This is a genomic window from Enterobacter sp. AC1, assembly GCF_050434705.1.
Classification (GTDB): domain Bacteria; phylum Pseudomonadota; class Gammaproteobacteria; order Enterobacterales; family Enterobacteriaceae; genus Enterobacter; species Enterobacter cloacae_L.
Genome location: NZ_JBNDIZ010000001.1, coordinates 1,004,693 through 1,015,526, shown reverse-complemented (window position 1 = coordinate 1,015,526; position 10,834 = coordinate 1,004,693). Strand labels below are relative to the sequence as shown.

Below are 10,834 nucleotides of genomic sequence, written 5' to 3'. Positions count from 1 at the left end.
CCTTTAAAATCCATCTGCCAGAGGCGGTTCGGCGCGTCATGTTCGAACCGTCCCGTGGCGGGAATGCCCGGTGAAGTGCCCGGCAGCAGGCCGTGGCGGGCCATCAGGTTATGGACGGTGCTGAAGGCGGGCATGGAGTGCCCCTGGTCCTCGAGCCAGCGCTTAATCTTGCGGGCACCCCAGCGTTCATGGCGGTCATGGGCCATACGCAGCAGGGCAGCGATGTCGTCAGACGAGCGGTTCGGGGAACGGTGCGGTATGCGCGGGCGGTCCTGAAGGCCGGCGGCACCTTCTTCCGCCCAGCGGCGAAGCCACTTGTAGCCGGTGGCAGGAGAAATGCCGAAGCGACGGCAGAGGGAACGGATGTTCGCCCCGTCCTGCGAGGCGAACAAAACAAACTCGGTACGTAATGACATGGTATCTCTCGCATCCCAGGGCATAAGCGACTCCATAAACGGGTTCTTATGCCTTAGTTGTAAGTGTCTACCATGTCCCCGAACAAGTGTTCACTATATCCCCGGACCGTACACCCCAACGGGGCGAGGGGAATGGGTGCGGCCTGTAATGCCAGCACAGGTCTGCATTTCTCCCTCTCCCTTTCAGGGAGAGGGCCGGGGTGAGGGTATTTTTTACGCCGGTATCTGGTCAATCTTGCTGCTGCGCGACCACACCCTGTGCGCGGCAAGCAGATCAAACAGCTTCGTCATAAACGCATCATCTACGTTATCGCCTTCGACAATGCCGTCCTCACCTTGCTCTGACACCTTCAGCTGCGCTTTAAACTGTCGCGCATCGCCGGACAGCGCGATCGGTTTAAGGTGCTTATAGGCTTCCAGCAGGTAATACACGGCGTCACCGTTGCTCAGCAGGCTGTCAATATCCCCGCACGGCACAATCACCGCATCGACGGTCAGCGATGGCGCCCCGGCAAAGGTTGCCGCCACCGGCAGCACGGAGCGATCATCGGCGGTCACTTCACCCATGCGTGAATAGAGCAGTTTGGCGTGTACGCCCTGGGTTTTCAGCGCCTGCATGATCCCCAGCACGTCGCTGGCGCGGGTTTTGTCGTTCAGCAGGATGGCGACCACGCGGCCTTTAATCGAGCCGCCCGGCACCGCATACAGGCTCAGCGACGGATCTTTCTTCACGCCGTTAACCTCTTTTGGCGGCGCCAGGTTGCGCTGCTCATCGGTCAGGGTGATGCCCAGGTTATCCGCCACGCTCTGGGCGAGTTGAATATCAATGCGCGCGAGCTGATCGACCACGCGCTCGCGGATGTAGGTGCGTACCACCTTACTCAGCTCGAAGCTGAAGCCGCCGATAATGTGCTGCTGCTCAATTGGCGTCTGGCTGTTCCAGAACAGGCGCGGGTGGGCGTAATACTCGCCGAACGACGGGCTGCGCTCGCGAATTTTGTTGCCATCTATGCGCTCCTGATACGATTCGAATCCACCGCGTTTCGGCGCGGGAGGGGTTTCACGCGGCCAGTTATCGTTGATGGAGTTCGGCTCATAGTTGGCCGGGTTGGTATCGATATCCTGACGGTGCATCCCGTCGCGCTGGAAATTGTGGTACGGGCAGGTTGGCCGGTTAATCGGAATTTCGTGGAAGTTCGGCCCGCCAAGACGGCTGATCTGCGTATCGGTATACGAGAACAAGCGTCCCTGTAACAGCGGGTCGTTGGTGAAGTCTAGCCCCGGCACGATATGCCCCGGGTGGAACGCGGCCTGCTCGTTTTCGGCAAAGAAGTTATCCGGGTTGCGGTTGAGTACCATTTTACCCACCAGCTGAACCGGCACCAGCTCTTCCGGGATCAGCTTGGTCGGGTCAAGGAGATCGAAATCGAACTTAAATTCGTCTTCTTCCGGAATGAGCTGCAGGCCCAGTTCATACTCCGGGAAGTCGCCAGCTTCAATGGACTCCCACAGCTCGCGGCGATGGAAATCCGGATCGCGCCCGGTCAGCTTCTGCGCCTCATCCCACACCAGGGAGGCTTTACCCGCAACCGGCTTCCAGTGGAAACGAACAAACGTGGCTTTTCCCTCGGCGTTGATCAGACGGAAGGTATGGATACCGAATCCCTCCATCGTGCGATAACTGCGCGGAATGCCCCGGTCTGACATCGCCCACATCACGTTGTGCAAGGTTTCAGGCTGCAGGGAGACATAGTCCCAGAAGGTGTCGTGCGCGCTTTGGCCCTGCGGTATGGCCCAGTGGGGCTCCGGTTTTACCGCATGGACAAAGTCAGGAAATTTATGCGCATCCTGAATGAAAAACACCGGTGTGTTGTTGCCCACCAGATCGAAAATACCCTCTTCGGTATAAAACTTGGTGGCAAAGCCGCGAATATCGCGCACCGTGTCGGCCGACCCCGCGCCACCCTGCACGGTGGAGAAGCGCACGAACACCGGGGTAATTTTATCCGGGTCGGAGAGGAAATCCGCTTTGGTGATCGCTTTCAGGCTTTTGTATGGCTGGAAGTAGCCGTGAGCAGCGGAACCGCGCGCGTGGACGATGCGTTCCGGTATCCGCTCGTGGTCAAAGTGGGTGATTTTTTCCCGCAGAATAAAGTCTTCCAGCAGGGTTGGCCCGCGCGTCCCGGCCCGCAGGGAGTTCTGGTCATCGGCGATGCGTACGCCCTGATTGGTGGTCAGCGCAAAACCTTCGCCGCCTTTGCGGTGTGGCTCAAGCGATTTCAGCTTCTCGTTGCCGGTATCCGGGGATTTCATGCTTCCCGGTGCGGTTGGCTGTTCGCCAGGAGCCGAAGGGCCAGGGGAGGGGCGGTGAGAGCCGTCAGAAGGGGCGAGAGAGTCCATGCCCGGTTGAGATTCTTCAGTGCCATGAATGGGTGACTGATGTGTTTTATCTTTGTTCGACATTGCACGATTCTCCTTGATTCATTGCTAAAAACCCTATTAAGGATAGAACAATGTCGTGAAATGGCTCGCGAACTAAGAGTTTTCACATGCCGTCCTTAACGAAAGGAGCCTTCTCACCCACTCGGGGCGCGACGGAAGGCAGCAGAATCGGCTATGATAGAATTTTCCTGCTTCAAGAATTTGCTTTAGTGAACCAGCCGCTTATGAAACCTCTTCGTCAACAAAACCGCCAGGTTATTAGCTATGTGCCCCGCGTTGAGCCCGCGCCGCCTGACCATGCCCTGAAAGTGGAGGGGTATCGCGATGTCTGGCAACTGCGGGGCAAATACGTGGCCTTTGTGCTGATCGGCGAACACTTCCGTCGCTCTCCCACGTTTACGGTGCCGGAGTCAGCGCAGCGGTGGGCGGTGCAGATCCGCCAGGATGAAGAGGTTGAAGAATAACAGCCATAAAAAAACCGCCATCAGGCGGTTTTTTTATTTCTACAGTGATTAACGGTGCGCCAGCTCGGCGTCGTCTTCACTTTCCAGAATCGCTTTGTCAGTCTGCTTCAGCCACTGGCTGGTCAGCGTACCGGCGGTCATGGAGCCGCTAACGTTCAGCGCGGTACGGCCCATGTCGATCAGCGGTTCAACGGAGATCAGCAGGGCGACCAGCGTGACCGGCAGACCCAGCGCAGGCAGAACAATCAGCGCGGCGAAGGTTGCACCGCCGCCAACGCCCGCAACGCCTGCGGAACTCACGGTAACAATCCCGACCAGCGTAGCGATCCAGACCGGATCCAGCGGGTTGATACCCACCGTCGGGGCAACCATCACCGCCAGCATGGCCGGGTAAAGACCCGCACAGCCGTTCTGACCAATGGTCGCACCGAAGGAGGCAGAGAAGCTGGCGATGGATTCAGGCACGCCCAGACGGCGGGTTTGCGCTTCAACGTTCAGCGGAATAGACGCGGCGCTGGAGCGGCTGGTGAAGGCAAAGGTCAGCACCGGCCAGACTTTACGGAAGTACTTCAGCGGGCTGACGCCGTTCACGCCCAGCAGGATACCGTGCACCACGAACATAATGCCCAGACCCAGATAAGAGGCGATGACGAAGCTACCCAGCTTAATGATGTCCTGCAGGTTAGAGCCGGCAACCACTTTGGTCATCAGCGCCAGAACGCCGTAAGGGGTTAACTGCATCACCAGACGAACCAGCTTCATCACCCAGCTTTGCAGGGTATCAATAGCAACCAGCACGCGTTCGCCTTTTGGCGCGTCGTCTTTCAGCAGCTTCAGCGCCGCCACGCCGAGGAACGCGGCGAAAATGACCACGCTGATGATGGACGTTGGGCTCGCGCCGGTCAGGTCAGCAAACGGGTTCTTCGGAATGAAGGAGAGCACCATCTGCGGCACGGTCAGGTCAGCCACTTTACCCACGTAGTTGGTTTGAATCGCGGTCAGACGCGCCGTTTCAGCACTACCCTGAACCAGACCTTCGGCGGTCAGGCCAAACAGGTTGGTTACCAGCACACCCACCAGCGCGGCAATCAGGGTGGTAAACAGCAGCGTACCAATGGTCAGGAAGCTGATTTTGCCCAATTGGGTTGCGTTATGCAGACGCGCAACGGCGCTCAGAATAGAGGCGAACACCAGCGGCATAACGATCATCTGCAGCAGCTGGACATAGCCGTTACCGACAATGTTGAACCACTGAATAGAATCTTTCAGAACTGGATTATCGGAGCCATAAATCGCCTGTAGTGCCAGACCAAATACGACACCCATGGCCAGACCAACCAGCACCTTTTTCGCCAGGCTCCACTGTTTGTGGCGCGCCTGCGCGAGAAGCAATAGCAATACAACGAACACAACGATGTTCGCGATGAGTGGAAAATTCATCCCCGTTCTCCTGATTTATTATCGGGTCGGTTTTTACCGATCCTGTTGGCGGAAGGTTAGCAGAAGTGTGATGTAGCGCTTATATCCAAATGGAATGGTTTATGACAAACGGGATGATTTTGTTGGTTTACTGTTCAATCTGGTGATGAATAAAGCGATTGAACTGAAATTGCAGCGAATTAATCATCTGGGAAGACCAGCGGACTGCACTGTTTTCGGGCAATGTTTGCGGCATCCAGACGGCGTAAGCAAACAGCGCCATGCACAGGGCGCGCTCTAGCTGGTTACCTTTCTGCGGGGCAAGGATGGGAAAACGAAAGCGCCAGCGGCAGGGCCACAGCAGCGGCACGCCCGCAGGCGTGAGCATATCGGCGAGAATATGGCTTAAATAACCCAGCACCATCCCCTGAATGGCATCGGCAGGGACAATCCAGCTTTCGGGCACTTTTAAATAGAAAAGCGTCAGCAGACCAAAAACGGCCAGCAGGCTGTGCGTAAACCCGCGGTGGCCGAACGCGCGGGCGATGGGTTTCGACACCCACTTCAGGCGCTGCCCAAGGAAGGATTTAGGGTGGTCAATATCGGGCAGCAGACAGGTCAGTACGGCGGAAGGGACAATATGCCACCAGTCCCCCTGCGCCAGCACGGGAGTGAGTTCAGCGTTTTTGGCAAATACTGCGCACGCAATTGAAAAAAGCAGGTGGCCTTCCGCCGTCATGATAAAACCCACGAAACTGTCAATTCATACAGTATAGGGTTTTTATACAGTAGGCGGAAGAGGTGACGGTGTAACTGTTTGTCACAAACCCGCGGGAAGCGTTAACCGCCCTGCAGGTGCCGTGCGGTGAGCTCTGTCAGTGAGATGAGCTTCACATCGGCCAGGGCAAACCGGGGATCGTGGCGGCCTTCTTCAGCGGGCACCACAATGGAGCGCATCCGCGCGGCCTTCGACGCCACCATACCGTTAACGGAGTCTTCCAGCGCCACGCAGTTGAGGGGATCAAGACCCAGCTTAGCGGCACAGTCCAGATAAACCTGCGGGTGTGGCTTGCTGTAAGGCAGCTTTTCAGCGGACGCCAGGGCGTTAAAGCTGTCGCGCAGCTCAAACATGGTGAGCACTTTTTCCAGCATATGCAGCGGTGAAGCCGATGCCAGACCGACCTTCAGCCCCTGAGCTTTACACAGCGCGACGGCGTCACGCACGCCGGGCAGCAGCGGCTTGTTCTCTTCGACCAGCGAAATGGCGCGGCTGATTATGCGCGCGGTCACTTCATCGCGACCGGGTCCAACCCACGGCTGTTGGGCAAACCACAGGTCAACCACCATATCGATGCGCAGCCCCAGCGTATCAGGAAGTTCATTCCGGCGGTTGATATCAACGCCAAGGCTGGCCATGACGTCCAGTTCGGCGCGATCCCATAACGGTTCGGAATCGATCAGTAATCCATCCATGTCAAAAATTGCGGCAAGTATTTGGCGCGGTGTCGACATCACAACGTCTCCTTATCCAGGGTGTTCGACAGACGATAAGTGCTAAGCACACTCTGCAATTTAGCATATTGCTTTTAAAGAGCGGGCGAAATTGATGACCAGCAGGTAGACTTAGGCACAAATAACGCGTCTTTATGAAGAGGAACTGATGACGTATCAACAAGCTGGACGCATTGCGGTCTTAAAACGTATTGCTGGCTGGGTGATTTTTATTCCTGCCGTCATTTCTACGCTGATTTCCGTGCTCAAATTTATGTACGATCACAGCGAAAAGCAGCCGGGTATCAATGCGGTAATGCTTGATTTCGCTCATGTCATGATTGAGATGATGCGTTTTAATACGCCATTTTTGAATGTCTTCTGGTTTAACTCGCCCACTCCGGATTTTCAGCATCAGCTGAATATCGGCTTCTGGATAATTTACGCCCTGATCTTTGTCGCGCTGGCATTGCAGGCCTCAGGCGCGCGAATGAGCCGCCAGACGCGTTTTTTACGCGAAGGCGTTGAGGACCAGTTAATTCTGGAACAGGCCAAAGGCCCGGAAGGAATGAGTCGGGAGCAGATTGAATCACGTATTGTTGTTCCGCGTCATACCATTTTCCTGCAGATATTTCCGCTTTACGTTCTTCCCGTGCTCATCATTGTGGCGGGATATTTCTTCTTTTCACTGCTCGGTTTTCTGTAATCGATAAGGGTGGCGGCAAAGCCACCCTTTCTCTTCTCAGGCGGCAAGCATGCGTTCGAGCGCGCGCTGCGCGTTAACGAGATGTTCACCGCCAAAAAGAATGGCACGGTTCATCAGCGTATATAGCTGATACACCGGTTGACGATCGAGGAAACCGGGCGGCAGAGGGGAAACAGACTGGTACCCGTCGTATATTTGCGGCGGCTGTTCAGGGTGAAGCGGCAGCATGGCAAGATCGCACTCTCTGTCACCCCAGTAGCAGGCCGGGTCGAAGATATAGGGGCCGTTGGGACCCAGCGCGCAGTTATCGGACCACAAATCACCGTGAAGCAGAGACGCCTGAGGCTGGTGGGATGCCAGGCGCTGTTGAACGTGCTCGACGATGGCATCAATATTGCCAAATTCCAGCCCTTTCTCAGCGGCCAGCTCAAGCTGCCAGCCAATGCGCTGCTCGGCAAAAAACGTCGACCAGCGGCGCTGCCAGGCGTTGGGCTGGGGCGTGGTGGAGAGGTCGTTGTCAAAATCGAGGCCAAACTGCGGCTGGTCGCTCCACTGGTGCAGGCGCGCGAGCTGTTGGCCGAGAATAAAAGCATTGTGGGCATCCAGCGGACGGGCAGGGAGATATTCCATGACCAGGAAACTGTAGTCGCGGTCGCTACCCACGGCCAGGACCTGCGGGACGGTCACCGTTTTGCTGCGCGACAACAGCTCCAGCTGATCGGCTTCGGCGGTAAATATCGGGAGCAGCTCTCGCTCATCGCATTTAACGAAAAGATCGCGTCCTGCGTAGCGTAAATGCCACGCGGCATGGATCTCTCCGCCTGGCAGTTCGTTACGCAGTTCGATTTCACCTTCACCCAGTTGCTCACTTAAAAGATGACTGATAGCCTGCCACATGTTGTCTCTCCCATGTTGTCTGCCAGATCATAAAGTTAGCGCATAATTGCGGTAAAAAAATACGAACTAACGCACACCTGAGCGGTTTAAATTCATGCAGGGCACTTATTGTTCTTTTTTATGCCAGCTTTCCCAGGTTTCCACGTCAATCTCGGCTGGCTTGTCGGTCACGCTTTCCACCAGACTGGCGCCCAACGCATGAACCTCTTCCTGGCTCAGGGGACTGATCAGGCCAAATGCCAGGGTGCCTAAATCATGAACATTGCCCGCGTCATCCGTGAGCGTGAGGAGAAAATTAGCCCGGGTGAAGGCGTTGTTGAGCTCATTCAGCTCGGTCAGCGATGCTTCATGAAGGTTGATGGTCACGACGTAGCGGGTGATGTCACCACTGCTCATAATTCACCTCATTGTTATCATGGAAGTTTTCTTAGCATAGTCGATAGTTTGCGTTTGGCGACTCGGGGATGACATTCCCCTCCATAACCATGAAGGGGAACAGGGATTAATTTTGGGACAGATAATCGACAATTTTTTGCGTATCGGACAGCGAACAAAGACGCGTGCCCTTGTTGATGGTGGCGGCGCTACCTGCTGCCACGCCGTAACGCGTCATTTCCAGCAGCGACGCGCCCTGCGCCAGTTTCAGCGTCATGGCGCCCACCATGCTATCCCCAGCGCCTACCGTGCTCTGACTTTTCATCGGCGGCGGGACAACCTGAACGGACGACGTTTCATCGACGGCCAGCGCCCCCTGAGGGCCAAGGGAAACCACGACGCGTCGTGCTTTGCCGCTGCGTACCAGCTCCTGCGCGGCGGTGCGAACATCGTCAGGCTGCGTCAGCTCGCGGTTGACCAGTGCGCTTAGCTCTTTCTGGTTGGGTTTGACCAGCTCCAGATTGCCCGGCACCAGGGCCGCCTGCAGAGCCTCGCCGCTGCTGTCGACAATGCAGCGGATCCCGCGCTGCTGCGCGGCCTGAATAAGGGCGGTTAATTTTTCCGTGCTGACGCCGGGCGGCAGGCTGCCGCTTACGACCAGCAGCGCGCCGCTTTCTATCGTCAGCACTTTCTCTTCAAGCTGGCGAAACTCATCATCGCTGAGTTTCGCGCCTGGCATGACAAAACGGTACTGTTCGCCGCTTGATTCCACGTGGACATGCAGGTTTTGCCGCGTCCAGTCTTTGGCCTCGACGGTCTCTGCGGCCACCTGTTCATCTGCCAGCAGAGAGACCAGGTGTTCGCCGGTAGCGCCGCCGGCGGGGAAGATGGCCGTCGCTTTGCCGCCGAGGTGCGTAATGGCGCGCGCCACGTTGATACCGCCGCCGCCGGGCTCAAAGACCGGGGCGCTGCAGCGCAATTTACCTTCCGGGTAAATCTGCGGCGTCAGGGTTGCGGAATCAAGGGAAGGGGAGAGCGTCAGGGTGTAGATAGAAACCATCATTACCTCCTTTTAGCATGGGTTCTTAATAGCCTGGCACCATTTAGCAGGAAGGCAATGTAAATAACAGTATGATTTTAAATATGAATAATGACGAAAAATGCGGTGCGGCTTATATAAAATAAAACGCTTTTTGGGATCGTTCTTATTCAAAAAATGAAATAAGAAATCATTGCTATGTTATTTGCGGCTTTTTATAATTTGTTACCTTTCTCTGGACGCCTTGTCATTGATCCTCAAGAAAGATTCCGGGACCGTGTGGTCTCTTTTTTTGTTGTACGGACTCCTTAATAAAATGAAGCTTTTAAAGACAGTTCCCGCTGCACTGATGCTGGCGGGTGGCGTGTTTGCAGCTATGAACGCAGCCGCCGATGATACCGTTTTTACTGTCATGGACGATCCCACCACCGCGAAAAAACCTTTTGAAGGTAACCTGAACGCAGGGTATCTGGCACAATCCGGTAACACGAAAAGCTCCTCTCTGACGGCGGACAGTACGCTCACCTGGTACGGTAATACCACCGCCTGGTCTCTGTGGGGTAATGCCAGCAATACGTCCGCCAATGACGAACGCTCTTCCGAGAAATATGCGGTAGGCGGACGTAGCCGTTACAACATGACCGATTATGACTACCTGTTTGGTCAGGCAAGTTGGTTAACCGACCGTTACAACGGCTATCGTCAGCGCGATGTGTTTACCGCTGGTTATGGTCGCCAGTTCCTGAACGGTCCGGTACACAGCTTCCGCTTTGAATTCGGTCCGGGTGTGCGTTATGACGAGTACACCGATGGCGATACCAAAACCCAACCGCTTGGTTACGCTTCCGGTACCTATGCCTGGCAGATGACTGACAACACCAAATTCACCCAGGGTGTTTCTGTATTTGGTGCCGACGATACGACGCTGAACTCTGAGACGGCGCTGAACGTGGCTATCAACGAACACTTTGGTCTGAAAGTAGCCTACAACGTGACCTGGAACTCTTCACCACCAGAAACTGCGCCGGATCATACCGATCGCAGAACCACGGTTTCACTGGGTTATAAAATGTAATGATGGCGGGCCGATGATGATGTCGGCCCGTTTCTCCTGACCTTTTGACGTCCTGTCTGATTACCGATATTCACTTCTAGCCCCAAATCATTGCCGCCCAACGAAGTAGCAGCATTGCGCCGCAGATGGCAATCAGCACCAGTACCATTTTCCAGTGTTTTACGGCAAATCGTTTTGTTGGCATAACCTAATCCTTGTTTGTTGATACCCACAGTCTACCAAACAGGGCCGAAATATGCCCCTTCTCCGGATCGATTGGGTTATGCCAGCGTAGGGTCAGGCTCAGAACCAGTGGAATCGTTCGGCGAGAATCAACAATAAACCTGTGGCTGAAAGGATGTTCAATATCACAACCGTTCTACTTGATACGTTCATGGTATGCACCTTTGGGTTTAAAGACCTGTTCAAGAGTAGCCCAGCATTTCTGAAATGCGAGCACCGGGAATATGCGCCCAGCAAATTCATGCGAAAGTGCCAGCGCATCAATCTGCCGGCAGAGGGTGCAATCTC

At 55.5% G+C, this 10,834-nt stretch carries 13 protein-coding genes; 3 read left to right on the top strand and 10 right to left on the bottom strand.

Annotated elements, in window-relative coordinates:
* The coding region (locus tag M2433_RS04875) for a helix-turn-helix domain-containing protein (protein WP_429053090.1) at positions 1–440 on the bottom strand (440 nt) is incomplete at its 3' end.
* 189 nt (positions 441–629) lie between these two features.
* Complete coding sequence (gene katE / locus M2433_RS04870; RefSeq protein ID WP_429053089.1) at positions 630–2,879, bottom strand: catalase HPII; 2,250 nt, start codon at positions 2,877–2,879, stop codon at positions 630–632.
* A gap of 188 nt (positions 2,880–3,067) precedes the next feature.
* On the opposite strand from katE, the gene cedA reads away from it, so the two are divergent.
* Positions 3,068–3,322, top strand: coding sequence for a cell division activator CedA (cedA, locus tag M2433_RS04865; protein WP_429053088.1), 255 nt, complete (start codon positions 3,068–3,070; stop codon positions 3,320–3,322).
* 48 nt (positions 3,323–3,370) lie between these two features.
* Here the strand turns inward: cedA and tcyP are convergent, their stop codons facing one another.
* The 3 genes from tcyP to hxpB all read right to left on the bottom strand — a co-directional run bounded on the left by tcyP (position 3,371) and on the right by hxpB (position 6,253).
* A complete protein-coding gene (gene tcyP, locus M2433_RS04860) occupies positions 3,371–4,762 on the bottom strand; it encodes a cystine/sulfocysteine:cation symporter (RefSeq protein ID WP_429053087.1) in 1,392 nt (463 codons plus the stop codon).
* Between the two features lie 127 nt (positions 4,763–4,889).
* Positions 4,890–5,480, bottom strand: a complete 591-nt coding sequence (locus tag M2433_RS04855; protein ID WP_023335366.1) for a metal-dependent hydrolase — start codon at positions 5,478–5,480, stop codon at positions 4,890–4,892.
* A 101-nt stretch (positions 5,481–5,581) separates the two neighbouring features.
* Positions 5,582–6,253 carry a hexitol phosphatase HxpB gene (hxpB, locus tag M2433_RS04850; protein WP_429053086.1) on the bottom strand — a complete coding sequence of 224 codons (672 nt, stop codon included), beginning with the start codon at positions 6,251–6,253 and terminating at the stop codon, positions 5,582–5,584.
* A 148-nt stretch (positions 6,254–6,401) separates the two neighbouring features.
* On the opposite strand from hxpB, the gene M2433_RS04845 reads away from it, so the two are divergent.
* Positions 6,402–6,938, top strand: a complete 537-nt coding sequence (locus M2433_RS04845) for a YniB family protein (protein WP_429053085.1) — start codon at positions 6,402–6,404, stop codon at positions 6,936–6,938.
* 36 nt (positions 6,939–6,974) lie between these two features.
* Here M2433_RS04845 and M2433_RS04840 read toward each other — a convergent pair whose 3' ends face one another.
* From M2433_RS04840 to pfkB, 3 genes are all read right to left on the bottom strand, one after another.
* Positions 6,975–7,835, bottom strand: coding sequence for a fructosamine kinase family protein (locus tag M2433_RS04840; protein ID WP_008500662.1), 861 nt, complete (start codon positions 7,833–7,835; stop codon positions 6,975–6,977).
* Between the two features lie 105 nt (positions 7,836–7,940).
* Complete coding sequence (gene ghoS, locus M2433_RS04835) at positions 7,941–8,231, bottom strand: type V toxin-antitoxin system endoribonuclease antitoxin GhoS (protein WP_429053084.1); 291 nt, start codon at positions 8,229–8,231, stop codon at positions 7,941–7,943.
* Positions 8,232–8,337: 106 nt separating this feature from the next.
* Positions 8,338–9,270 carry a 6-phosphofructokinase II gene (gene pfkB, locus M2433_RS04830; protein ID WP_429053109.1) on the bottom strand — a complete coding sequence of 311 codons (933 nt, stop codon included), beginning with the start codon at positions 9,268–9,270 and terminating at the stop codon, positions 8,338–8,340.
* Between the two features lie 295 nt (positions 9,271–9,565).
* Here pfkB and M2433_RS04825 point away from each other — a divergent pair, with 295 nt between their 5' ends.
* The gene (locus M2433_RS04825; RefSeq protein WP_025757344.1) at positions 9,566–10,324 is read left to right on the top strand and encodes a DUF481 domain-containing protein; all 759 of its coding nucleotides are present in this window, start codon (positions 9,566–9,568) and stop codon (positions 10,322–10,324) included.
* A gap of 76 nt (positions 10,325–10,400) precedes the next feature.
* Here M2433_RS04825 and yniD read toward each other — a convergent pair whose 3' ends face one another.
* Positions 10,401–10,508, bottom strand: coding sequence for a small membrane protein YniD (yniD, locus tag M2433_RS04820; protein ID WP_008500658.1), 108 nt, complete (start codon positions 10,506–10,508; stop codon positions 10,401–10,403).
* 98 nt (positions 10,509–10,606) lie between these two features.
* A complete protein-coding gene (gene yncL / locus M2433_RS04815; RefSeq protein ID WP_021241082.1) occupies positions 10,607–10,699 on the bottom strand; it encodes a stress response membrane protein YncL in 93 nt (30 codons plus the stop codon).
* Positions 10,700–10,834: the final 135 nt, after the last annotated feature.

Coding starts and splice junctions, on each gene's coding strand:
- M2433_RS04845 (WP_429053085.1), top strand. CDS start 6,402: ATGACGTATCAACAAGCTGGACGCATTGCGGTCTTAAAACGTATTGCT.
- yniD (WP_008500658.1), bottom strand. CDS start 10,508: ATGCCAACAAAACGATTTGCCGTAAAACACTGGAAAATGGTACTGGTG.
- yncL (WP_021241082.1), bottom strand. CDS start 10,699: ATGAACGTATCAAGTAGAACGGTTGTGATATTGAACATCCTTTCAGCC.
- M2433_RS04840 (WP_008500662.1), bottom strand. CDS start 7,835: ATGTGGCAGGCTATCAGTCATCTTTTAAGTGAGCAACTGGGTGAAGGT.
- tcyP (WP_429053087.1), bottom strand. CDS start 4,762: ATGAATTTTCCACTCATCGCGAACATCGTTGTGTTCGTTGTATTGCTA.
- M2433_RS04855 (WP_023335366.1), bottom strand. CDS start 5,480: ATGACGGCGGAAGGCCACCTGCTTTTTTCAATTGCGTGCGCAGTATTT.
- katE (WP_429053089.1), bottom strand. CDS start 2,879: ATGTCGAACAAAGATAAAACACATCAGTCACCCATTCATGGCACTGAA.
- ghoS (WP_429053084.1), bottom strand. CDS start 8,231: ATGAGCAGTGGTGACATCACCCGCTACGTCGTGACCATCAACCTTCAT.
- M2433_RS04825 (WP_025757344.1), top strand. CDS start 9,566: ATGAAGCTTTTAAAGACAGTTCCCGCTGCACTGATGCTGGCGGGTGGC.
- pfkB (WP_429053109.1), bottom strand. CDS start 9,270: ATGGTTTCTATCTACACCCTGACGCTCTCCCCTTCCCTTGATTCCGCA.
- hxpB (WP_429053086.1), bottom strand. CDS start 6,253: ATGTCGACACCGCGCCAAATACTTGCCGCAATTTTTGACATGGATGGA.